This is a genomic window from Flammeovirga yaeyamensis (assembly GCF_018736045.1).
Lineage (GTDB): Bacteria > Bacteroidota > Bacteroidia > Cytophagales > Flammeovirgaceae > Flammeovirga > Flammeovirga yaeyamensis.
Genome location: NZ_CP076133.1, coordinates 143257 through 167082 on the forward strand (window position 1 = coordinate 143257; position 23826 = coordinate 167082).

Consider the following 23826-nt stretch of genomic DNA (forward strand, 5'->3'; position numbering starts at 1 on the left):
CCCATTATTTTTACTTTGTTAGAATAAAGTAATCATCGATACAATCATCAAAATTGGTTGCTCCACTGATGTATTTATTCAGAAAGATGACTTCTTTTCCGATATCTTCGAACGTTCTATTTCCAGAATTCTCAACAACACCTCCCTTGTAAAGAGTGTATTCGTCTTCTATGATTTGAACAGTGACCTTGTTCTCATCTTTTTGATACGTCCCTTTGAAATTATCAATTAATAATTCAAATTCTGCTTTATCCTCCTCCAAATACACACTTGATACATAATTAAGTTCAAAGGTATTGTCTGAGTAAAGTTTCAAATTCGAACCACCACATGAGAGAGCATCAGTAATGTTTTCTGAATATTCGAATAATACTTGTTTGTCAACTGATCCTTCTTTGGCTTCTCTGTTACAGGACATTAGCACTGCAAATAATGCAATACTAAAAAGATTAAGTTTCTTCATTCGTTTAGTTTTTGATAGATATTAGGCTTTAAGTTTAACGGAATGAAGTTCAGCTGTAAATTTTTATAAAATTAATAGAGTTAGAGAGTTCGAACAATGATTTTGATTATTGAGGTTTGGTGTTGTTAGTCGAAAAAAAGCAACCCGAAGGCTGCTTTCTTTATCATTATGTAAGAGATAAATTGATTAATAATTTAGCTCAATACCTTTTACCTTCAACTTAGAACCCACGCCACCATTAAAGTTTGCTCCATCAGCAGATGAGGCAAATACAATAATAATATGTGTAGGGTTAGCCGTTGGATCTTCATAGAAGCCTTGTTCTGGCATTTCTTCATTGGCTGCACTTGGCATCATAAACGTTTCTAAAGAAGAGTGATTACCGTACAACATCGGGATATCCAACGTTTTAAAATCACTCATATCTTCGTCAGAACGGAACCAACCTGTCGCTAAACGATAACGCTTTTCGTCATCTCCGCTGCCTTCTCTAACCTGAAGAATCACATAAACATCACATTTATCTATAATGTTATCTCCGTATATTTTCGGTTGATATTGAATATCTGTGGTGAAGGAAATAGGTCGATCAGTAAATGGAATACCAAAATCTGTTCTAACATCTGCCAAACCACTACCTTGAATATCTCCAACAAATAAAGACCCTGCTGCGATCACACCAACAGCAGTTTTTGTTTCCAAAACAGCATATTCTGGAGCCTCCATAGATGGATGAGGCAGTACAGTTTGAGGATAAGTCTTGATCGTTAAATCAGCTGCTCCTTTATCGCCCGATCTCCAAATGTTTTCATCCAGAGAATTTCCTGGAAGGTAAAACGAACGAGGATCTGTTCCTTCTCTAAACCATGTTTGGAAATCAGAATAGGGTACTTGATCTCCTTCAACTACTTCGCCATCATGAAGTACATTTACTGTCCAAACTTCTTCATTATTGAAAGTGAAAGTCACAGGACCTGAAAAGTCATGTGTTACAGATGGATCTGGGCTTACAGATGCAGTGGTTGGAGTGTATTCAAAAGATGTAATTGTTAGATCACTTAAATCAGTACCTGTTGGCATGGTTACTCGAATGGTTTTACTTCCATCGTTAACTACTGATTCTATCTGACCTTCAATTTCGAACTGTGTCACGTTCACTTCTTCTGCTGCAGTTTCTACGAACACTTCCCAGAAATATTCTTGGTAAGTATCGATTTTAAAAACTACTTTTTGAGAAAAGTCTGTTACCTCCAATGGATTAGGGCTTACTGTAGCTCCTTCCGTAATGGCCACACTATCTACCGTAATATTAGTAAGGTCCATATCATCTGGAACTCGTATAACTACCTTTTGCTCTTCTGGTGAAATTAGTGTTGCTCCAATTTGACCTTCGACAGTAAAGTGAAGAAATTCTCCAAAAATAGTTGGATATGGAATATCGTTTTCGATACAAGATGTGACCAAAAATACAACGGTCAGTACGGTTAATCTATATAGTTTTTTCATTGATTTATAGGTAGAATGCTAAGCCAATATTTAATGAGAAGATGTCGATATTAAAGTTTGCTTTGTTTATTCTTCTATCGCCCTCTTCTACTTGATTTTCCACTTGTTTGATCCATTTGTTCGAGAAGCCTAAAACGCCAATCGACACCTCTAATGCGACCATATCATTAATGAAAGCTACCATACCTGGAGCTACACCAATATTTAACTCGTTAATCGTAGAGTAAACGCCATGTGTCTCTGCAGGGGTACTTCCAATCGTCATTTCTTTCGACTGACCATATCCATACGATAACCTCACCTCGTTAAATAAACCGAAACGTGAGCTATTCCCTAATGGGATATAGTTTCTGATAAAAAATGTAGAATAAAAGTTGTGGGAAATTTGATGTGCCCCATTGATATTAAACGACAAATCATCATCGATAACAATATTCATCTGATCGATATCAAGATTGCTTCTTTTATAGGTAAAACGACCACCTATGGCAAAGTTATCCTTTAGGAAATATGCAAAGAATGGGCTTACCTGAAAGTTATAACCACTACCGTCCCAATCTTCCATAATCAGAAATTTGTAGTTGTTATTGTCGTGCTCTGAATAATTAAACGTGGATCCTACTAACCACTGACCTTTGGGGATGAAGGTACGGTTTACAATACCACGGTCGAACATTTCGCTCCTTTTTACTTTTTCCTCTTGGGCGTATCCATTTTGATAAAAGCAAATGAGTAAAAGTACGCTCAGTACTCTTAAAAATTTAAGATTCATTTTAAATAGTAAATTTGATTTAATTGTTTGTTGTTCACCCATCATCATTAGTAGATGCCCCCTCAATATGAGGAGACACCACTAACTCTGATAAATTATTTTTCGTATCCTATATTTAGATTTTTAATGTCGAATATAGTTCCTTTCGCAGCAGATTTTTTATCTGCCCCGTGTGCCGAAGAAGAAAATACAATCAGTAAATGCGTTGGCTTTGCATTTACATCAGGATAGAATCCTTCTTCTGGATTCTCTACAAAATTACGTTTTGGTAACATGTAATTTTCTAAAGAGCTATCATATCCGTAAACCACTTCTAAATCTGCAGTAATCCATTCTGTTTTCTGTTCATCAGATCGTAACCAAGCAGTGGCTAAACGATAACGTTTATCGCCCTCTCTTACCTGAAGAATTAGATAGGCATCTAACTCGTCCATTTTACCATCATACATCAAAGGACTGTATTGATACTCGAAACTGAACTTAGTTGGTCTTGAAGTAAATGGAATTCCAAAATTGATTTTCACTACATCAAAACTACTTCCTTGAATATCTCCTAAGAATAAAGAACCTGCAGCTTTGAAACCCATAGCTTCGCTGGTTTCTAAACGAACAAACTCTGGGTTATCCATAGAAGGTTTTGGCAATACCGTCTTCATATACTGAGATATTATTAATTCGGCCGCTCCCTTATCGCCCGACCTCCATGGAGAATCGTTTAAACTATTTCCTGGTAATTGATAATAGTTATTTCCCGATCCTACTTGGAACCACGTTTGGAAATCGATATATGGCACAGGTACTATTTCTTCAGTTGTAAACTGTATCACTTCTCCAGCCACTTCTTCAGAACTGTATGCTCTAAATTCATAATCTGTATTGTGTTCCAAACCTAAAACTTGAGCAGAGTACAAGTGATCGTTTTCTACATCAATTGCATTGATTATTTCCCAATCTACAGCTCCCACTTTTCTATATTGGAAAACAATTTCAGAGGTTTCTAGGTCATTATATTCTCCATATAAATAGGCAAATTTAGCCCATGCATCCACAGATAATGTTCTCACATTTTTACCTAAAGGAATGACTCTTAAAGGTGTTTTTACAATATAATTGATGCCTTCTTGGTTACTTGCCTTCCATTCAATTTCATGAATAAGTGGCTGACTACCATTGGTAGGTAACTTCTTTGTCAATTCAGATAAATTGATGTTCACTTCGTTACCTACAGTCGAGACAACTACACCTAATGCATTTAGAATTTGTAATTGTTCCTGAGTCGGATGAAGTATATCAAACTGTTTCGGTAAGCCTTGGTCTGCAAAATAAGTACTTTCTGATGTCCACATCACAGAAGATAAATCAACAGATGCATCTACCTTTAAGATCAACTCCATTCCATCGGAGTATCTAATGTTAGGAGGATTATCAAAATCGAATTGCTCACTTGTAATTACAGGAATATGATTCGGGTGGATAGGCATTTCAAAATCCCACTTTTTATCATTGGTCGATTCATCCACTTTAATATTGATGTTGGCCGAACCACCGATACCTTCCAAATCAAACACTACATGATAATGTTCCCTTGGCTTGATATCTTCAATGAGCATACTTCTAGAGAATTCATTCCCTTGAAGGTTAGTGACATTGATTGTGAAATGAAGCGTCGAATCTGGAGTTATTTTAAAGTAACCTGCTTTCTCTTCTTCTTTTTCAAAAAGTAAGTTTCCTTCCTCTGTATGTACCTCTACCGAGAAATCTTTAAATCCATTTTTAATAAAGTCGGTATATCCTACAGTTACTTTTACATTCGATTGAGTACACAAAACGTTCACTTTATTCGTTTGATTCCCCTTGATAGAAAACTCTGTTTCACCTCTGTAAATAGCATAATCAAAAGCAGCAGGAAGATCATCTCCCGAAGCCACTTTAATAGAATAACTACCTTCTCTTAAAGGTAACTCTGAAGGCATTTCATCATATCTTTCGAAGTAATGAACAAGCTCATCTCTTTGATTATAAATACTGATATTAAAATGTTCGACATTAGTTCTTGCAGATGACATTTCCTCTATCACCGCTTGTCTACTAATTTCTAAAGAGAGCGTTCCTTCTGCTAGTTGTTCATCGTCTTTCTTATGGCAACTCCACATCAAAAAGACGATAAGGAGCAGCCATAAAGACTTTAAATTATATCTTTTCATGATTATGGAATGACGTTAACTGTTAGTGTTTTTACTTCTTCTTTTCCATAATTATCAATCAAAGTGACATGGAAATGATGTGTTTCGTCTGTCCCAAGCATGGTTAAAAGAGGCATAAATTCAGTTAAATCAAATTGTATTTCTTTTTGATTTTTGATAGGAGTATCACCAATAAAACCTAAAGCTTTTAGTGCTTGTCCCAATTCCGAATCAGGGTCAGTATTGGCAATATCAAACTCTTCTACTAAGCCTACACTTTCTAACTCTTCTGGAGTAAGAATGTCCGATTCAATTCTGATTTTTAAAGCATCGATACCATTACCCGCTTCAATATTTAAAACAACAGCAGGTTCATTTCCTTCAGAAATTTCTAGTGGTTGATCAATATCAAAACCATCCCCTTCGATACTGATAATAGCATCCGGATCAAGATCTTCGTTAGGTACATCTAAATCGATTTCTTTATCGTTTGTTGTATCATCAATTTCAATTGAGATACCGCTATCACCCACTTGTGGGGAAAAAGTAATCTGATGATGATCTCTAGCAGCGACATCTTTAATTGTAAAGGTTTTTGAGAACGTTTGATCATCACGAGTAATCACCGTCATTTCTAATTCCAAAGGATTTACCTGAAAGTATCCTGGACGAATTTCGGCTTTTGTAAAGTCCAACATTCCTAATTTCATACCGTTGGAAACAACCACATGATAATCCTTAAAGTAAGTTTCAAAATTTGGATCATAATTCACACTCACCTTCATATTCGATAAAGTACAAGTTACTTCTACATCTGAAGTTTCGTTTTCTTTAACCTCAAACGTTGTGGCTCCTTCATAATAAGGTGCATCAAAAGCGGCATTTTCTTGTTTTAAATGCGATAATGCTTTAATAGAATATTGCCCAATTTTCATATCAAGACGATTAGGCATCTCTGAAAATTTCTCAAAATACTTTACCAAAACACCATTCTCATTTCTAATTTCCACACAGAAATCGCTAATATCCATTGTTCCCTTAGTTCTCGCATAGGTAACAGGAATTAAAGAATCGTCACCCTCAATATTAAAAGCAACTTCTCCTTTTTTGTGTCCAATATCTAAATCGGCAGATTCCATCATCCTACATGAAAAAATAGATGATGCTAAAAAAATGCTGATAACGTAAGTAATTATATGCTTAGTTTTCATTGTTATCTTATTTGTATTCTAGTGATAATTGATCAACCAACAGTTCGCTACCTAGATTTTTCCCATCTCTTGATTCTGTTTCTAGTTCTCCTTCAGATTTTGTGGTTGATTTGATATTAATCGTTAAGTGTGTCGCCTTCAAAGGCAGTGTATATTCAAGAGGAATATTGAATTCTTTAAAATCATAGAAGCTTTCGCTTTCAATAAATTCTTTATGAGCTAGAACCGTTACATTTCCTCCATCTCTATTTTCTACAGTCACCTCTATAATAAACTGATCATCATTAAATGGCTGATATTTATAAAAACCTTTTAAAGCGACAGGTCTAGAAATGAAAGGAATACCATATGTTCTAGTTTTTGATGATTTATTGTATTCTCCTAAGAACAATTCAGCTGCTGCTTTATGAACTGGATTGCCTGCTTTACTACCTTTACCATAACCAACAGTATAAAGTTTAGCCGAATAATTTCCAGATTTTGCATCTCCATCCCTAACTGTACTTGATAAAGTTTCGTAAGGACTATTTGTAAAAGTACCTCTATGACCTGTTGTTGTTTCGTTAACAGTTGCCCAAGGGCTTCCATTTTTTGAGTTCCAAACATGGTGTAAATAAACTTGAGATATAATCCCAAATCTCTCTAGTACCCAATCCTCGAAATCATGATTAGGAATTCCTAAATCCTCTTCCGTTTTAGCTTCAGCAATGCTAGAACTATTCAAGTTTTGCACCGCTTTAAACTCATACTCTACATTATCTTTTAGCCCCGAAACATTAAATACTAAATCCTTATCAATTTGACTGATCGGAGTCATATTTTTTAACCATACATCACCTGATTTTTCTTTATAAGCGATGCCCACAAAATCTGGATTTCCCTCTTCAACATTTACATGAACATCAGAAGAATGAGACCACGTTTCATAATCATTGATAGACGCATGAAGTATCGCTGGATTCACTTTTATATTAACAGGTAAATCAACCTCTGGAAAGAAATAATCCTGAATCAAAAAGTGTATTTGATAATCTTTTGATTGATTCTCGTCAGATAAGAAGTATTTTAAACCTTCCGTTAAAGAAATACTAGCTGATGTTTCCCCGTGGATTTTATCCGAATAAGTGATTCCCTTTTCTGCTAAAAACGTTTTCTCACTTTCCGACAAATCAGCAAGGTTAATCATCTTCGGCCATCCTCTTTGAAGCATTTCTGCGTCATCAACCACCATGATTAATTGGGTGATGCTACCAGGAACTTCGAAAGTTAGGTTCAAAGGTGTAGTAGTGCCTTCCACAAATTCAATCGGTGCTTCAAGATCAGTATCAGAATCCATTGTTGGAAGATCCATTTCTAACCAATCTTGCGGAATGGTAAAGTGAATTTCTTTGTAGTCTGTCGATTCATCTACTTCAATATCAATACCTGTATCACCTTCTTCGGTATTGAAATTAAAAATGTAATGATCTCTTGGTGCCACCTCATCAACACGATGTGTTAGAAGTACTCTTTCTTTGTTCTCATCAGTTAGTGTGTAGACTGTTACCAGCAGACTACTCACATTAAAGTAACCGCTTCTACTTTCTTCATTTGTAAAGTGAAGGTTACCGCTTTCATTTTGTACTAAAGCATAGGCTTTTGGAAAAACCTCTTTAAAATTGTCAGAGAAAGTGGTTGAAACTTTGATATTCGAGAGCGCACATACCACATTTACTTGTGTATTACTTAAATCATTGATTTCAAATGATTTGATACCAGCGTACGTTGGTGAATCAAAAGCTGCTTCTTCCATAATTTCTGAAAAAGCTTCGGCTTTATATTTACCAACAGCTAAATAAATTTGTTCATCTACTTCATCATAACGATCGAAACTTTTTACAATTTCATCTTGATCATCTTTAATGTTGATAGTAAATGATTGAATTGATAGATCGGGAGTTTGTCTAAGATTACTTTCGTTCTCCTGGGTTAGTTTTAGTGATACAGAACCTGAACGACATTCTAGCCACTCAGTTTTCGTACAGGATAAAAAAATAAAAAGTAACCCAAAGAGACAAAATCTCCTAAAGTTAAGTTTACTCATAATTTTGGTTTTCTCTAATGGATTAGAGTATGATTTAGTTTAATAAAAAAGACTATTTTGTCCTCAAGGAAGGTTATTGCAATCGCTTTTTTAGATTTTGATTTTTCTTAGATAATAAATTAGGTTTCTCGATCAAAACTAATTTAAATCTTTGGTTTTTACCTCATTGTCATTTAATTATTAACTATTTTTTAAAGAATAAAAACATAAAAAAAGCACACCCAATATTTGAGTGTGCTTTCGGATAATAAATTGATAAGGTGTAGAGGAGTAAACACCTTCTCTGCATTAACTGTTTCGATTATCTTTTTCCATTTTAGCCTTTTCTTTTAAGGCTTTAACGTATAATTTTCTTTCTTTTTTAAGTTCTTTCCACTCCTTTCCTTTGACACAATACTGATAATCTACATCTTTCATTGTACCTACCGCTTGTGACCAAGGTAAAGGTGTTACCGCTAAGAACCACGGATTTACTAATAATCCAATTGTGCCTGCTCCCACTGCAAAAGTTTGAGAAGTCCTCGACTTTTTATGTCTTTTAGTATTGTAATACTTTAAAACATCTTCGTCTATTTCTTCAATTTTTGCATATTCTTCCATAAAATCTGCTGTCTTGTCGTATGTATCTAAAGATTCATAGCGCACATGATCAATATCAGACTTTAAAATTTCATGTTTTTCTTTATTTCTATAGTAAACAATCTTATTTTCGTCTGACTCTTTTTTACCTTTTTTCCACTCCGACTTTGTAATAGAAACAACGTCACCATTTTGAAGGTGAATATTAATATTATCTGCTTCTGTCGGGATAGAAATGGCAGAAATTATAGACTGGGTAATTATAGCAATCGGCATCTGAGAATATTTTTAATTCTGTAATCAAGTTTTGATACTACAAATATCTTCTTAATTATTTTGTTTTATTGGTCATATTTGATTTATTTTAGGTCAAAAACCACATATTTATGGATAAGATATTTAGAACTACCGCTAGTGGACATAAAAGTTCGGAAGAGACATTACGATTAATTAATGAACAATTTACTTCAGCTTCTTTTGATGGGTATCATTTTCTTTATGAAGAGGGTGATTATTTTATCAATTCGCAGATTTATCCAGATCTAACCGAGGTAGAAGTAGGTGTTACTAAAGCTTTCTTACCTATCGATATGATTCTTGAAGAAGAGGAATCATCTGATAAAACACTTATCCTAAGATTTGGCAAAGAATTATCGTCTTATGATGATGAAAAAGATATTATTAAAATAAAGGATCAAAAAGCCAACGGTGCAATGTTATTCTTTAATAATAAACTTCAAAGATCCTTCATTCCAAAAGACCAATTGATACATTTTATTAATATCAGAGTAAAAATCGAGGATATTAATAAGATTACAAGAAATCGATTTCCGAAATTCGTTGAAGCGATGGTCAATAATAAACCTTTATTTTTTTACGAGCTACTGACCTTAGAAATGGAAGAGTTAATCGAAAAAATATTTGATTTACAAGAAACTGATACGGGTCGGATAGGTTTAACATTAGGATATTCCATACAGTTATTTACCCTCTTTTTTATGCAGTTAGAAGATAGAATGGATAATGACGGGTTTGCCAACTTTAAAGTAGATGCTAAACTAATGTTCCAAATAAAAGATTTTCTACTCGATAACTTGGATGAACAAATTAGTACCGAAATGATTTGCGAAAAGTACGGTATCAGCCCACAAAAATTAAGAAACCATTTTAAGGCGGCTTTTGGCTATCCTCCACATCAATTTGTACTTCAAAGTAGATTGTTACAGGCAAAAAAAATGCTGCAAGATCCTAATAACTCACTCACAGACATTGCCTATTCTTTGGGCTTCGCTAACCCTAATCACTTTTCGAAAGCGTTTAAAAAAAACTATGGGGTGGCGCCTAAGAAATATCGTAAATGAAAAATTAAAAGTTAAAAATGAAAAACGTAGTAAGTTATTTTAGTGAATAGTGAAAAGCGATGAGTGAAGAGCGATCCTCCTTTTACCGTTTTTCACTATTCATTTATTTATTCGATTAATGAACGATTATTTTCTTTGTGGTTTTTATAGCTCCGTTTTGTACTTCTACAAATAAAACGCCTTTACCATAATTCATCGGTATGGATGTTAAATTCGATAATATCGTTTCATTATAGTAAGTCCTTCCACTTACATCGAATATACGTACTTTCATGTGATCGTATGTACTCACCACTTTCAAATTCTTTCCGAATGCTACAGGATTGGGATAAATTGTTACCTCTCCTTCGGTCGATCCCATTTTTACGGCTACCGGTCCTATAAATGTAGACTGACCATCAAAATCAACTTGCTTCAATCGATGATATACAACGCCTGATACTGAAGGCACATTTTCATCAACATAATTATAGTTTATTCTTGTATTCGAATTACCTGCACCTTTGACCCTTTCAATCGTTTCCCAATTCGTCATATCTTGAGATCGTTGAACCTCAAAATAATCATTATTCTCCTCAGTAGCAGTCGCCCATTTTAATTCTATATCCTTACCTTTTTTTATTGATTTGAAAAAGATGAGATTGACTGGGAGATCTTCGCTTCCATAGCAACCAGCCTTAGAAATTACATGAGGTTTATTCTTATATAAAATTGTAAAATTATCTTGACCAACACATAACCCTCTCGCATTATTTAAATTAAAATCTACATTTACTAGTTGTACACTTTTAGTCAAAGAATTAAATGATACATGACTATTAGGTTTCACATCAAATTTTACATTATGCATAGTACCTCCATTTATTGTTAATGTAGAATTATTCGTAATTGTAATATCTTCATTAGCAAAATTTCCTTCATGTACTGAATCATGATCAATTATCAGCTTTTCTTTTATCAGATTCACAGGCTCAAATTCCATATCAGTCTCTTCATTGGCAGAAGTACATCCAGCTAAACAAACAAACACAAACAGGGATAATAGTATTAAATTTTTCATCTTTTTCTTTTGAATAATTATTGTCATAGTAGACTTTCATTACCAAAAGGGGGAAAGCATGAATAAACCCCTAAATCAATTTGTAAACAATGTTATACAATTACTTTTTACCTCTTACTTCATACCTTACCCCACATTTCCAGTTTTTCATTTTTAACTTTTAATTTTTCATTTCCCCTTTATTGCACCACAATTTTCTCAGTCACCGATCTCGATCCGGATTTCACTTCCACAATCAAAAGGCCAGTGCCGAAGTACATAGGTATGCTAGTAAAATTTCCTCTGAATGATTTGTCATAATACGTTTTGCCTGTAGAATCATACATTTTTACAGAGAAATTATCATAAGTGGTGACAATATTTAGGTATTCACCAAAAGCTACCGGGTTTGGATACATCGTGACCTCGTTGCTTTCATCATCATTTAATTTGACAGCAACAGGACCATAGTAAGCATTATTACCATCTAAATCAACTTGATTTAAACGGTGATACACCACACCATTAATGTTTTGAAAAGTAGTATCTCTATATGAATAATTAATTGTGACATTAGAATTACCCGCCGCTTGGATACTATCTAAAGTATTCCATTGTTTTTGATCGTAAGAACGTTGGACTTCGAAAAAAGCGGAATTGATTTCTGTTGCTGTGGACCAATTCAATACTATTTCGTCATCATTTACTATTTCAGAGGTAAAGGAAATTAACTCAACAGGTAAGTCTTCATCATCATAACATCCTACTTCTATGTTTGTGAACTCATACTCATTTATGATCACAGTTATTCCTTCTGTAGAGACACACATCTGATCATCACCATGCAATACCAATTGTACCTCTCTCATGTCTGTAGTATTTGAGAATACAATTCTACTACCTACCTCAACCTCAATAAAACATCGAAATATTGTTGCTCCATTGATTGTCAATGTACTGTTATTCGATACCAAGACTGTTTCGTTAGCAAACGATCCCCTGACTTCGGTATCTTCAGTAATTGTTTTGGTATAAGTGGATAATTCTATAGGCACAAAACTCGGATTATTTTCATTATTGTCTGCACATGAACTTATTAGAAATAAGAGAAAAAGTAGGTAACAATAGCTTTTCATAGTAATTAGGTTTTTATCAGGCTTTAAAAATAAGATACAAGATCACTTTTCGATTAGTTTCACCTATATTTTTTAAAATTAACTTCAAAAATTACTGAAAATTCTTGTTCAGATTAAATCTCATAACACACAATGCAATAACTTGCTAATCAATCACTTAAGTAGTACCGCTTCATAATACGGCACGAACCGAAACTTATCAAAACTAAGAAAATACATAATGGTACGAATAACACTTATCCTTGTCGTAACATTGTAACACCAGCTCAGATGAACTACTTATTTACATCATCTGATAAACTAAATGAGTCTATTATTACTTACATTTTTTTTAATTGAAATGAAAAAACATCTACTACGCTCTTTGTCCATTATTGGAGCTATACTATTTTTTACATCCTTCAGTACGTTAGCACAACAAGGCAACAGAAGTGATGTCCTTTTACAGGGTTTCCATTGGGAAGCTGCTGATGCTACTAAGAAAGATTGGTGGCAAAATCTAAACAGTAAAGTAGGAGAAATCTCAGATGCAGGATTTGATGCCGTATGGCTTCCGCCTCCCTCTGATGCTGCCGACCGAGCGGGCTACTTACCAAGAAAATGGTACGATTTAAACTCCAACTACGGTACAGAAGCGGAGCTTAGAACTTTGGTACAAAATCTAGGTAACAACAACGTTCAAGCTATTGCTGATATTGTAATTAACCACAGAGTAGGTACAACAGGTTGGGCCGATTTTACGGAACCTTCTCTTGGCGGATGTTCTTCTATTTGTTCTGACGATGAAGTCAATTGGGCATCAAATAGTACCGAACAAGGTGCTGCCTGTGGCGATAATGATTCGGGTACACAATATGAAGCTGCTCGAGATCTAAACCACAACTCATTCACAGTACGTGATGAAATCAAAAAGTGGATGACATGGTTAAAAAATGACGTAGGATTTGATGGTTGGAGATATGACTTCGTTCATGGTTTCAATGCTTACTATTTTGCTGAATACAACAATCACACAAGTCCTTACATTTCAATTGGTGAGCAATGGAAACCTTATGATGAAATTGTAGGATGGTTAAATGGAGCTCAAAATACTTCATCAGCATTTGATTTTCCTTTGAAGTATACTTTACATGATGCCGTGAGAGGTAACTACAATTATCTGAACGGTTTACCAAGTTTATTAGGCACTCATGGTTCACAAGCAGTCTCTTTCTTAGAAAATCACGATACTGAGCCAGTAAGATCAGAATATGGCGACAATTCATTCCCTAACAATCCTTCGGATAACTCTCAGCTTTTACAGGGATATGCTTATATCTTAACTCACCCAGGAGTTCCAGTAGTTTTTTATTCTCACTACTTCAATTACGGAATTCAGGATGCACTAAAAGAAATGATTGCAATCCGTAAGGCAAATGGAATTACAAACACAAGTTATGTACAAGTAGAAGGTACAAACGATAATAATTATTACGCTGCGATTATAGATGGTAAAGTAGCCATGAAGATCGGTGGAGGAAACTGGTCTCCTGGAAATGGATGGAACTTAAAAGCTTCTGGTCCTGGATATGCTATTTGGGATCAAGGAACTGTGGTTACTTTGCCTACTCTAACATTAAATACTCCTAGCGGAAACTTCCCTGGTGGATGTGCAAATATCAACTTATCAACAACAAGTGGAGATATCTATTATACTACAAATGGTGATATCCCAACCAATCAGTCAACAAGATATAATGGTGAGTTCGAAGTGTGTGGACAGGCTGGAGAAACAGTTGTGGTAAAGGCAGTAGCGATCGATCAAAATGGATCTTCTGATGTGGTAGAAGGTACATATACGTTTAATGAAGCTGCGAGCATGACTGTTTACTTTAAGCCTCCAAATGGCGGAACTCCTAGTATTTACTTCTGGGCAGTAACTGATGGAAACGACACAACTACTTGGCCAGGCGAAAATATGCAAGCTTCTTCTGCATATGATGGATTCTATGAATACACCATAAACGGTTCTTGTACTAACCTAATCCTTTTAGAAAATGGTAGTAAAGTAACCGGAGATGAAGAAAATATTTGCGGTAATGTATGGTATGATAACGGTTGGATTGATGAACCACTTCCACCTACACCTGATACAGTTGCACCTGTAGTTTCAATTTCTCCAAACGGAGGTGATTATCTTGACGAGGTTCAAGTCACTATTAGTGCTACTGATGATAGAGATGCTTCCCCAGTAATTTATTATTCCATCAATGGCGGGACAAATCAAACGGCAATTTCAACAACAACTTTTACTTTAGATGCAGATGCAACTGTAGATTATTATGCAATGGATGCTTCAGATAATTCCTCTGATGTTCAAACTGCTACTTTCACAGTGACTCCATCCCCTACTCCTGAAGGAGGATTTAAAGTATACGTCCAAGGTTATAATATGATTCACCACTGGGGTGCATCTCCTGTAGGTAGTGTAGCGAGTACAGCTTGGCCTGGAGCAACCATGACTCAAGAAAACGGTTGGTTAGTGTATGAATTCCCAATCGAAGTGGTTTCTACCAACTTATTATTCCACGATGGAAATGGTAATCAAACCGATGATTACATTAGAGATAAAGATGGATGGTACAAAGATGGTCAGTGGTACGATCAAGAACCTGTGGCTCCAGAACCAGGAAATGGTTTAACGATCCATTATAAATCATCTTGGGGTAATAGCACAAGAATCCATTATTGGGGTGCTTCTAATGGTGCAAGCTCTAATTGGCCAGGCGAATTAATGACTTCAGAAGGCAATGGATGGTATGCATACACTATCGAAGGAGCAACTTCATCTAACTTATTATTCCACAATAGCAGTGGAGCCCAAACTTCTGATTTGAACAGATCGGGCGAAGGATGGTATAAAGATGGCGTTTGGTATAACTCTAATCCTGAATCATCATCAAGTAGATTGGTAGGAGGAAGTTTAGACCTCGAAGATCAATTATTGACATTATTCCCAACTCAAGTAACAAATGAGTTCACTATAGATTTCAACTTAAATCAGCCATCAAAAGTGTTTATGCAAGCATTTGATTTAAACGGACAGCAAGTGCTTCAACCTATCAACAAAGAATTATTAAACGGACATCATCAGTTGAAGGTAGATGCTTTGGGCTTATCAAGTGGAATGTATATCGTTAAAATTCAATTAGGTGATGCACTGCACATCAAACGAATCATAGTACAATAATAGTTCAGTAAAAAATGGGTTATCAACAACAGCAAGTATTATTGATAACTCTCGTAAAGTGAAAATGATAAATTAACTACTAATTCTTAGAACAAGTTTTATCTAGAGATACAAAAACACCCTACAAATTGTGGGGTGTTTTTTTTCGTAAATAGGTCGATAACATCATCAATTATATTTTACTCGATAGGATTCTAACTCCATGCCTCCCGGGTGTGAAGGAGTGGTTTGGATATCGATATATTCGTCGTCGAATTCTACAATGATCCAGAAGTTAGTCACCGGTATATCCATAGTTACTTTTTTGGCGATGGGATAATGTTGGAAGACTTTTAACCAATCGACCTTTTTGATGTTGGTTTGACTAGCAAAATCTGCAATTAGATCATAACGTTGAATACAGTCGGCGTTATGTGATAGAAACTCTTTAGGGAAATTATCAAAATCTACTTTCTTGATATTAAAGTGATTCCTCACCGATGGTTTCATATCGGTATTGGCTCTGATATCATTAGCAATAGCAAACCAATGGTCTCCACAAACCACCTCAGTTTTCTGATGGGCACTTACTTCATAAGCAGTCACTCCATCTTTATCTGTTAAAACATAACCGATTCCCACGGCAATAGGTAACTCCTTAAGACGATTTACAGCTGCTTTTTTGCTTTCACTTTCCAATAGTTCTCGAGCAAAAAATAAAGAAGGTAATCCGGTATTAATGTCTCCTGCCAAATCAAATTTTGAGTGGGCATTTAAAGAGAATCCTTTCTCCAAGTTCACCCCTTGAATCCCGATCGTTCCCACATAGCCAGAGATGAAAAGTACTTTACCATCAATATTATATTTCATCAAAGCTTGTGCTCCTTCAAATGTTTTTGCCCAATCGCATGTATAGCTAACCGATGACATTCCCTTGCCCCAAACAGCACCTGCTGAGCAATGTCCATTTAAACGATTCCCTTTTACCAAAGATGGGTTTGTTCCACTCATTTCCTCTAATACCAAGAATAATTCATCAAAGGAAATATTATAACAAAGGATATCTTCTATATCCTGTTCGCTTCCGTCTGCAATTCCTTTTACTTCTTGATACAAACCGGGCGTATGTTTCTTGATCATAGAAACAAAAGAAGTATTCTCTAAGCAATACTTTTTGTAGGCTTCATAATTGGCTTCTAAACCTACTGAAACCATCATCGGTTCCACTAATTCAAAGCGAAAACGATTGAGCATATAGTGGATTTCTTTTTTGAACTTTTTCCCATGGGCTAATCCAACTTCGCGGTAATTTCCTTCTGCTTCTACAGTATAAAAGTTACTGTTATCCTCTAATTCTATTTGATGATAAACAGGTGGAATACCTGCTTTTGAGGCGAATGGGTAAAGAAAAAGTACACTTAAAATGGGTAAAATAATCGAGTAGTGAATTAAGTATTTCATTTGTTTGATTTTTAGTTTTTCTGAATAATTATTCGTGTCTAGAGAAGCCTGTTACCCCAATCGGGCCTGGAGCATCTATAATTTTATCTTTCGGTATCTCTGATGCTTCATCCTTAGGAATGGTAATTTTGAAGTCTCCAGTAGGGCTAATTTTTCCAGCACCCAATCCTAAATGCTCTCCATAACAGTAAAAAGGTTTGTCGTGAGGGATAATGATCGGTTTGTCTAAATCGACTAAAATAAATCCATTTTCCTTTAGTTCTTCCAATTCTTTTACTTCTGCGATAATCACAACTTGTTTCTCGTAGGTATCTACATCTTTACAGATATAAAAACTCACTTCATCTTTCGTTACATCAATTTCCTCGTCAAAATTCGTCATATCGACAATGACCTGTTTTACTCGGAAACCTGCTGTTTCTACGGGATCGGGCTGAGGACCTGGGTTCTCATCATTTGCTTTACTACAAGAGGTGAGCGTTGAGAAAAAGCTAATCATTACCATTACGCATGCATAATAAACAGCTGTAATTCTAAATTTTTTCATTTGATTTTAATTTTAATTGAAGCCTATTTCTAGGCCTCTGGTTTCAGTTAGAGATTAATTGAGATAAAGCGAGTAAGTATCAAGGTTATTAATTCTTCGTCGCTTATCATGATTTTAGAAACGCTATTATTTTATTTTGCGTTGCATTATATAGTGTATTTAACTCGCTTTAACTTTAATAAGCGTTTCAATTAAATTGATAAGCAAAAAAATAACCTATCTAAAATTCATCTAGATAGGTTATTATCAGTCATGTAACTGATATATATATTATTTTTCTTCTTCTGGTATCACATTAGAAACAACTGTATTGATGTTATCATAAAACTTGGTTTTTACAGTTTCAGATAATTGATCACATATATCTATTAGTTTTTCACCTTCTTCAGAAACTGCATAATCAAAAGCATCCTCATAGGTCCAACCATGACCATTCATCACTAATGCAAGTACTAATCTAGTGGTTTTCATTAATTTAGTATCTTCAAAACCACTTTCAAATTCTTTAGATTTAAATTGAAGAATGGTACTAATAAAGAGTAACTCATGATTCTCTGCTATACTTTTCTTGTTATGACGCATCATATTTCGATAAGTATCTAAAAGGTATTTGTTCGTTCTAATACCTGTACTTGCATCTTTTAGCATCAAATTGTTTCTTTTCTTCATCATCTTTTAATTATTTGCGTTGCAAAATAATACTTTCTTCTTACAATTTTATGTTTTTGCACAACAAAAAAGGTTGACTTGATGACAAGTCAACCTCAAAATTAAATCAGAGAACAAATTTTCTCCGATTTACATATTATATAACAAAGGATGAGCTGTTTTTAGATTATTGTACCATAATCTTTTCAGTTACTTTCTGACTTCCAGAAGTAACTTCCACCATTAACATCCCTACACCAAAGTTCATAGGGATATTGGTAAAATTCTTTTGATAAGTTTTTTCGTGATAGACTCTACCGGACATATCAAAAACTTTCACTTTCATTGTTTCATAATTCGTGACAATATTTAGGTCTTCTTGGTATTTTACTGGGTTAGGATACATTGTCACCTCACTCGCATTTTGATCACCCATTTTGACCGCCACTGGACCGTAATAAGAATAGTTGCCATCGAAATCGACTTGTTTTAACCTGTGATATACCACTTGATTGACTTCTCCAATTTTATCATCTAAGAAAGAATAGTCAATTTTCACCTGAGAATTTCCAGCAGATTTCACTTGAGAGATCTCTTCCCATTGTTTCTTATCAAACGATCTTTCAACGCCGAAATAATCGCTATTTTCCTCTGTTGCTGTTGCCCATTTTATTAGAATGTTGTTGTCTCTTTTTTCGGAGTTGATGTAGATCATTTCTACGGGTAAATCATCGAAATCATAACAGTCATTCTCTAAATTTAATGGTTCATTATCAATAATAATATTTGCTCCATTTGATATACAAAATCCTTTATGACCATTTGTAAGAATACCTACATCACCCATATTACTATCTCCGGATAGTAATAACGAACTCCCTGGAGTAATGTCAAATATAACGTTATGAACAGCTCCTCCTGTAAACTCATAAGTGCTGTTATTTATAATTTTGATTTCTTGGTGTGCTAAAGAACCACTAGAATTAATAGTATTTGTTTTAATTTCTACATGTTCCCTTATATAAGGGGTAACCTCAAAAGTTGTAAAATCTTGCTCAATTGTAGAGACACAAGAATTCAATAAACATCCAATAAGAATGATTAAAGTAGCGTTGGTAAAGATTTTCATTAAATTATAGTAATTGATTAATAGTGAATGATATTTTGTTTAATATCCAACCGTAAAATTAGTAACAATGTTTCATTTAAATAAATAAATTGATTTATGTTTGGTTAAAAAAAATAAAAAAGGAACCGGTTATAATAAATAGGAGTATTTGAATTCGTTTTTATTTCTGACTGATATTTATTAATTTAAATGTATTGCTATACGGAATTTTTCTATTACTCTACTAGTAGCTAAGTTTTTTAATTTTATTTTAAAGCCAACCAACACTAAAATAATTACAACATTAATAAACTGTTTCTATAGAATTATTCTATGACTTGTTATATGAACTATAAGTTATTGGACCATTTTCTTTAGGTCTATTATTCATCATTTTTTGAGATTTAGTTCATTTAGGGTCAAACCTTGATTATTAATTTTGTAGGGTGAGTTGACGACTTATCCATACATAACAGAACATTAGACAAGTAACCATGAACAATAACCCTATTGTATATAAATATTATTCCAAAGGAATAGAGTGTATAATAAATTACGACGACGGTATTTTAAACATAGAATTTCATCCCACTAATAAAGTATATTATTGGTTAATTAAGAGATTAAACACCCAAAAGAAAAATGGTATACATAGTGGTTATCTCAAATCATTTCTGTTGATATCAAAAAATCTTTGGAAAGAACAGAACAACCTACTAATAGCTGCTGAGCAGGTCAATGTAATTGGCTTTGGAGTGGGAGGTGCTATCGCAAAATTATTTTGCTTAGAATATTTCAGAAGATATCATCAAACATCTTCTATTGTAACGTATGATAGCCCTATTCCTTTTGATGATGCGAAGTTGGAGGAATTTAATACTGCGGTACATCATCAAAGACATTATATTTTTGGTTTGAACTTAGTCAATAATTTTCGTTGGAGAGTAATCAAACAAATGTTTACTCCTAAACTTAAATTAAAAAGAAATGAGATGTAAAAATAGCTTCATTATCACTCTTGAAATGACAATGAAGCTACCCTTAACATCAAATACTAAAGGTTATATATCTACTGAGCAATATCTACTTTTACCTTTATCTTCTTTACTCTTTCCTTATTAAGCCTTTTCGCCACAAGAGCAGCTTTAGATTTTTTTACTGCAATAAATGAAATGAAGTCTTTCACTTCGATAAGGCCGATATCATTTTTATCTAAATTCCCTTTTTTGATAAATAATCCAACTAAATCAATTTTATTGATTTTATTTTTCTTACCTGCAGACACATAGATCGTTTCCCATTGCGTAGGAGCTGGCTTAGGAGCATCTTGAGGGATATCAAAATGACGAGGATATGTATTTACATATTCAGGTATTTCATCATCATCTGCTAAGAGCATATAGGCATTACCCGTTTCATTCATTCGGGCTGTTCTTCCGTTTCTATGAATAAATGCATCTTCCTTCGGAGGTAATTGATAATGAATCACATGCTGAATCATTGGAATATCTAGACCTCTAGCTGCAAGATCTGTAGTGATTAAGATCAAGGAGGTATCGTTTCTGAATTTTACCAATGCACGTTCTCTATCAATTTGTTCCATTCCACCATGAAACATTTGATGCTCTAATTCCTCTTCTTTAAAGAAAGATGAAATACGTTCTACAGCCGCTCGGTGATTACAAAAGATAATCATCCTTTCTGCTTTAAGATGATAGATTAACTTTAATAACTGAGTCAGCTTTTCTTTACTCTTTACTTCAGTTTGTAAAACCGTTAAAGGCTTCGGGATTTGAGCAGTTAAGTGATTTAACTTTTGAGGTTGGTTCAGCCTTAAAAATTCAGGGTATTCCGCTAAATCAGTTGCGGAAGTCAACATCTTAAATTCTATACTTCTTAAACTAGTATAGATGTATTCCATATCTTTTAAGAAGCCAAACTCTAATGCTTTATCAAACTCGTCGAAAACAATACTCTCAACTGTACTGTAATCGAAAGTTTCTTCTTCGATATGGGACGCTATTCTACCAGGAGTACCCACAAGTACTTGAGGTGGCTGACTTAAATTCTTTTGTTCTATTTGGAAGGCGTGTCCACCATAGCAACAGTTAATTTTGAATTTCGAACCAATCGATTTAAAAACTTTTTCTATTTGTAACGCCAGTTCTCTTGAAGGTACTAAGATTAATGCTTGTACTCCTTCAACATCTGGATTGATTTTATTTAAAATAGGCAAAAGATATCCTAAGGTCTTTCCAGTACCTGTTGGAGCCAATAATATCAATTCATTATGAGATTTGGCTTTCTCCATACTCTCCACCTGAATCTTATTGAACTCAGAAATCCCTAGGTTCTTCTTTATATTGTCTAACGTGATATTTTCCATAGTATGTATTTTCGGGCAAGCTAATATAAAAAACGTAATCCCCTATTGTTAATTGTAATTATCTGTTAAGTGGGTTGAATAAAATTAAACAAACTAATCTTTTGTACTTCAATTAGGTATAAATAACTATAAAAAAAGTGTGTGTACCTAAAGAAATAAGAAAATGAAAATGCGTACTGATTCAAGTTTATGGTTTTTAGATAGCTGTGATAACGATCAAATTGAAACATTATATAAGATATTAACTACAGAAATAAACGGTGAATATAGGTTACGCGAAAGATTAAGTAATTCATTAGAAGCTCAGATTTATGGTAACGATTATTATAAATACAGCGATAGAATTGCTTTAGAATTACAGTACCAAGCCAATGAAGGTGTTGGTGATTTTCTTAGAATGAATCAGAAAGATTATAGAGATATACTAATTGACATTGTGATACAGTTGAATATCCCGATTATGGGAATTGAAAATGTGGAACAATTAGAGGAAGAATTAATTTTAACCTTAAATGATAGAGTTTTAGGTATTGAAAATGCTGGTATTTATTCCATGCCATTTGATATGCTTATTGAAGAAGCGTTCACAGAAGAAATTGAAAGATCAATTGTATATAGATCAATTATACCTGCTGTTGTTTATATCAGTTTGTTAAGATTAGGTCAGTTAGGAAACCATGATGATATCGATAAAATTAAAGCAAAAAAATAGACAATTTGCTTTTTGGAAAAAATAAACCAAAGTACAATTTCCGTACTTTAAAATACACTACTATATTCTAAAATGATTACAAGTTGGAAAATTTCAACAAATAGTTGGAATTTCTTACGTATTAAAATATATTAGTGTTGGGTAAAGAATCAATGATATGAAAACATATCATTAAGAAAGAACACTCCCCCTAGCGAAATTCGTTTAGGGGGTTTTATTTTGTAATACATTTATTGCTCAATTTTAAGCAGATAATCTATCTTTTCGAATTGCTCAAAATATTCTAAGATGACAGCTGCTCCTGCTCTACTCAAATCGTCTACCAATTCAATATGAATATCTGCTGTTTCACCGTCTACTTCAATGTAGGTATTGTCGAAAAATTCTGATGGAAAAGCAGTGTGAGTCACTTTAAAAATATTGTGTTCGAAAATATGTTCTATAATGTAGGCAATACCGAAATAGGCATATTCAGAATCATCTACATCTGCATTTCCCATTAAAACATCAATTTGTCTTTGTAAAGCATCGGCCTCATCTTTTTCATGATTGAGGGCTAGAAACACATCCCAACAATCGTGAAGCGAGAAAGAAATAATAATACCTACATGCTTATTACTTAATATATTTTTAAAGTTTTCCATCGTTCATCAAATCATCTAACTACATAATTTTAAAATACAGGGGTAACAAACCTATACAATAAAGATATTTATTTATATCTTATGATAAATATAAATTTCGTAAACCTTTTTAAACCCTCAAGGTTAGGTTAATGACATCTAACTTAACAATCACTACTATGAAATTAAACATCAAAGTCCTCTTCATCTTATTATTTAGCTTTCAATTTTCTTTTGCTCAAGAATGGACTACTGAAAAAACAGAAAACGGTAGCATTACTGTGAAAAGTAGAGTGATTAGCCAAGAAAAAAATGGTAAAAAATCACAGGTTGTCGAATACGAAGCCACCACAATTACAGATGTGAAAATTGAAAATTTATTAGCGGTTCTAAAAGATGCTTCTAAACATAAATACTTTTCTGAGGATACTGAGGAAAGTAAAAAATTAAAAGATCTCCCTAACGGTGAATGGTTGGTGTACTACTTTGTAGATGCCCCTTTTCCAATGCCCAATAATGATTTGATTGTAAAGATGAAGGAAATAAATAATAATGGCATCATTTCTTTGATTGGTGAAGCTGCTCCCTCTCTTTACAAAATGGAAAATGTAAAAAGAATGACTTACTATAATATATCCTATCATTTAAAAGATTTGGAAAATGGGCAGTCTGAATTAAAAACAACAGTAAGCATGACTCCCGTGGCTAAAGCTCCCGACTTTTTGGTAAGAACTTGGCTCCCTGATGGCCCTTCTGACATTGTAAAGAATATCATTATTGAAGCTAAAAAACTAAAGTAA

The 23826-nt window shown here is 34.0% G+C and carries 20 protein-coding genes; 5 read left to right on the plus strand and 15 right to left on the minus strand.

Annotated features, from left to right (window positions below):
* Positions 1-10 precede the first annotated feature (10 nt).
* From KMW28_RS21030 to KMW28_RS21060, 7 genes are all read right to left on the minus strand, one after another.
* Positions 11-463, minus strand: coding sequence for a hypothetical protein (locus KMW28_RS21030; RefSeq protein WP_169662391.1), 453 nt, complete (start codon positions 461-463; stop codon positions 11-13).
* A 186-nt stretch (positions 464-649) separates the two neighbouring features.
* Positions 650-1969, minus strand: coding sequence for a PCMD domain-containing protein (locus tag KMW28_RS21035; RefSeq protein WP_169662390.1), 1320 nt, complete (start codon positions 1967-1969; stop codon positions 650-652).
* A gap of 4 nt (positions 1970-1973) precedes the next feature.
* Positions 1974-2741 (minus strand): hypothetical protein, encoded by a 768-nt coding sequence (locus tag KMW28_RS21040; RefSeq protein ID WP_169662389.1) that lies wholly within the window; start codon positions 2739-2741, stop codon positions 1974-1976.
* A 95-nt stretch (positions 2742-2836) separates the two neighbouring features.
* Positions 2837-4945 (minus strand): DUF4493 domain-containing protein, encoded by a 2109-nt coding sequence (locus KMW28_RS21045; protein WP_169662388.1) that lies wholly within the window; start codon positions 4943-4945, stop codon positions 2837-2839.
* Between the two features lie 2 nt (positions 4946-4947).
* Positions 4948-6135, minus strand: a complete 1188-nt coding sequence (locus KMW28_RS21050) for a DUF4493 domain-containing protein (protein ID WP_169662387.1) — start codon at positions 6133-6135, stop codon at positions 4948-4950.
* 7 nt (positions 6136-6142) lie between these two features.
* On the minus strand, positions 6143-8218 hold the full coding sequence (locus KMW28_RS21055; protein ID WP_169662386.1) for a DUF4493 domain-containing protein: 2076 nt from the start codon (positions 8216-8218) through the stop codon (positions 6143-6145).
* Between the two features lie 288 nt (positions 8219-8506).
* Positions 8507-9073 (minus strand): hypothetical protein, encoded by a 567-nt coding sequence (locus KMW28_RS21060; RefSeq protein WP_066216099.1) that lies wholly within the window; start codon positions 9071-9073, stop codon positions 8507-8509.
* Positions 9074-9183: 110 nt separating this feature from the next.
* Between KMW28_RS21060 and KMW28_RS21065 the strand changes: the two genes are divergently transcribed.
* The gene (locus tag KMW28_RS21065; protein WP_169662385.1) at positions 9184-10158 is read left to right on the plus strand and encodes a helix-turn-helix transcriptional regulator; all 975 of its coding nucleotides are present in this window, start codon (positions 9184-9186) and stop codon (positions 10156-10158) included.
* A gap of 115 nt (positions 10159-10273) precedes the next feature.
* Here KMW28_RS21065 and KMW28_RS21070 read toward each other — a convergent pair whose 3' ends face one another.
* The gene (locus KMW28_RS21070; RefSeq protein ID WP_169662384.1) at positions 10274-11218 is read right to left on the minus strand and encodes a T9SS type A sorting domain-containing protein; all 945 of its coding nucleotides are present in this window, start codon (positions 11216-11218) and stop codon (positions 10274-10276) included.
* A gap of 179 nt (positions 11219-11397) precedes the next feature.
* On the minus strand, positions 11398-12333 hold the full coding sequence (locus KMW28_RS21075; RefSeq protein WP_169662383.1) for a T9SS type A sorting domain-containing protein: 936 nt from the start codon (positions 12331-12333) through the stop codon (positions 11398-11400).
* Between the two features lie 340 nt (positions 12334-12673).
* On the opposite strand from KMW28_RS21075, the gene KMW28_RS21080 reads away from it, so the two are divergent.
* Positions 12674-15562 (plus strand): starch-binding protein, encoded by a 2889-nt coding sequence (locus KMW28_RS21080; RefSeq protein WP_169662382.1) that lies wholly within the window; start codon positions 12674-12676, stop codon positions 15560-15562.
* A gap of 168 nt (positions 15563-15730) precedes the next feature.
* Here the strand turns inward: KMW28_RS21080 and KMW28_RS21085 are convergent, their stop codons facing one another.
* The 4 genes from KMW28_RS21085 to KMW28_RS21100 all read right to left on the minus strand — a co-directional run bounded on the left by KMW28_RS21085 (position 15731) and on the right by KMW28_RS21100 (position 19326).
* Positions 15731-17002 (minus strand): C45 family autoproteolytic acyltransferase/hydolase, encoded by a 1272-nt coding sequence (locus tag KMW28_RS21085; protein ID WP_169662381.1) that lies wholly within the window; start codon positions 17000-17002, stop codon positions 15731-15733.
* Between the two features lie 28 nt (positions 17003-17030).
* Complete coding sequence (locus KMW28_RS21090; protein ID WP_169662380.1) at positions 17031-17549, minus strand: hypothetical protein; 519 nt, start codon at positions 17547-17549, stop codon at positions 17031-17033.
* A gap of 270 nt (positions 17550-17819) precedes the next feature.
* Complete coding sequence (locus KMW28_RS21095) at positions 17820-18221, minus strand: hypothetical protein (protein ID WP_169662379.1); 402 nt, start codon at positions 18219-18221, stop codon at positions 17820-17822.
* Between the two features lie 163 nt (positions 18222-18384).
* Positions 18385-19326, minus strand: a complete 942-nt coding sequence (locus tag KMW28_RS21100) for a T9SS type A sorting domain-containing protein (protein ID WP_169662378.1) — start codon at positions 19324-19326, stop codon at positions 18385-18387.
* Between the two features lie 473 nt (positions 19327-19799).
* Here KMW28_RS21100 and KMW28_RS21105 point away from each other — a divergent pair, with 473 nt between their 5' ends.
* Complete coding sequence (locus KMW28_RS21105; RefSeq protein WP_169662377.1) at positions 19800-20303, plus strand: lipase family protein; 504 nt, start codon at positions 19800-19802, stop codon at positions 20301-20303.
* A 71-nt stretch (positions 20304-20374) separates the two neighbouring features.
* Here the strand turns inward: KMW28_RS21105 and KMW28_RS21110 are convergent, their stop codons facing one another.
* On the minus strand, positions 20375-21691 hold the full coding sequence (locus KMW28_RS21110; protein ID WP_169662376.1) for a DEAD/DEAH box helicase: 1317 nt from the start codon (positions 21689-21691) through the stop codon (positions 20375-20377).
* A gap of 163 nt (positions 21692-21854) precedes the next feature.
* On the opposite strand from KMW28_RS21110, the gene KMW28_RS21115 reads away from it, so the two are divergent.
* Positions 21855-22403, plus strand: a complete 549-nt coding sequence (locus tag KMW28_RS21115) for a hypothetical protein (RefSeq protein ID WP_066216117.1) — start codon at positions 21855-21857, stop codon at positions 22401-22403.
* Positions 22404-22633: 230 nt separating this feature from the next.
* On the opposite strand, the gene KMW28_RS21120 is transcribed toward KMW28_RS21115, so the two are convergent.
* Positions 22634-23047 (minus strand): hypothetical protein, encoded by a 414-nt coding sequence (locus KMW28_RS21120; RefSeq protein WP_169662374.1) that lies wholly within the window; start codon positions 23045-23047, stop codon positions 22634-22636.
* 158 nt (positions 23048-23205) lie between these two features.
* Between KMW28_RS21120 and KMW28_RS21125 the strand changes: the two genes are divergently transcribed.
* The gene (locus KMW28_RS21125) at positions 23206-23826 is read left to right on the plus strand and encodes an SRPBCC family protein (RefSeq protein ID WP_169662373.1); all 621 of its coding nucleotides are present in this window, start codon (positions 23206-23208) and stop codon (positions 23824-23826) included.

Bases quoted from the DNA above. Each gene is read 5' to 3' on its own strand.
- KMW28_RS21030 (WP_169662391.1), bottom strand. From the start codon at position 463: ATGAAGAAACTTAATCTTTTTAGTATTGCATTATTTGCAGTGCTAATG.
- KMW28_RS21035 (WP_169662390.1), bottom strand. From the start codon at position 1,969: ATGAAAAAACTATATAGATTAACCGTACTGACCGTTGTATTTTTGGTC.
- KMW28_RS21040 (WP_169662389.1), bottom strand. From the start codon at position 2,741: ATGAATCTTAAATTTTTAAGAGTACTGAGCGTACTTTTACTCATTTGC.
- KMW28_RS21045 (WP_169662388.1), bottom strand. From the start codon at position 4,945: ATGAAAAGATATAATTTAAAGTCTTTATGGCTGCTCCTTATCGTCTTT.
- KMW28_RS21050 (WP_169662387.1), bottom strand. From the start codon at position 6,135: ATGAAAACTAAGCATATAATTACTTACGTTATCAGCATTTTTTTAGCA.
- KMW28_RS21055 (WP_169662386.1), bottom strand. From the start codon at position 8,218: ATGAGTAAACTTAACTTTAGGAGATTTTGTCTCTTTGGGTTACTTTTT.
- KMW28_RS21060 (WP_066216099.1), bottom strand. From the start codon at position 9,073: ATGCCGATTGCTATAATTACCCAGTCTATAATTTCTGCCATTTCTATC.
- KMW28_RS21065 (WP_169662385.1), top strand. From the start codon at position 9,184: ATGGATAAGATATTTAGAACTACCGCTAGTGGACATAAAAGTTCGGAA.
- KMW28_RS21070 (WP_169662384.1), bottom strand. From the start codon at position 11,218: ATGAAAAATTTAATACTATTATCCCTGTTTGTGTTTGTTTGTTTAGCT.
- KMW28_RS21075 (WP_169662383.1), bottom strand. From the start codon at position 12,333: ATGAAAAGCTATTGTTACCTACTTTTTCTCTTATTTCTAATAAGTTCA.
- KMW28_RS21080 (WP_169662382.1), top strand. From the start codon at position 12,674: ATGAAAAAACATCTACTACGCTCTTTGTCCATTATTGGAGCTATACTA.
- KMW28_RS21085 (WP_169662381.1), bottom strand. From the start codon at position 17,002: ATGAAATACTTAATTCACTACTCGATTATTTTACCCATTTTAAGTGTA.
- KMW28_RS21090 (WP_169662380.1), bottom strand. From the start codon at position 17,549: ATGAAAAAATTTAGAATTACAGCTGTTTATTATGCATGCGTAATGGTA.
- KMW28_RS21095 (WP_169662379.1), bottom strand. From the start codon at position 18,221: ATGATGAAGAAAAGAAACAATTTGATGCTAAAAGATGCAAGTACAGGT.
- KMW28_RS21100 (WP_169662378.1), bottom strand. From the start codon at position 19,326: ATGAAAATCTTTACCAACGCTACTTTAATCATTCTTATTGGATGTTTA.
- KMW28_RS21105 (WP_169662377.1), top strand. From the start codon at position 19,800: ATGAACAATAACCCTATTGTATATAAATATTATTCCAAAGGAATAGAG.
- KMW28_RS21110 (WP_169662376.1), bottom strand. From the start codon at position 21,691: ATGGAAAATATCACGTTAGACAATATAAAGAAGAACCTAGGGATTTCT.
- KMW28_RS21115 (WP_066216117.1), top strand. From the start codon at position 21,855: ATGAAAATGCGTACTGATTCAAGTTTATGGTTTTTAGATAGCTGTGAT.
- KMW28_RS21120 (WP_169662374.1), bottom strand. From the start codon at position 23,047: ATGGAAAACTTTAAAAATATATTAAGTAATAAGCATGTAGGTATTATT.
- KMW28_RS21125 (WP_169662373.1), top strand. From the start codon at position 23,206: ATGAAATTAAACATCAAAGTCCTCTTCATCTTATTATTTAGCTTTCAA.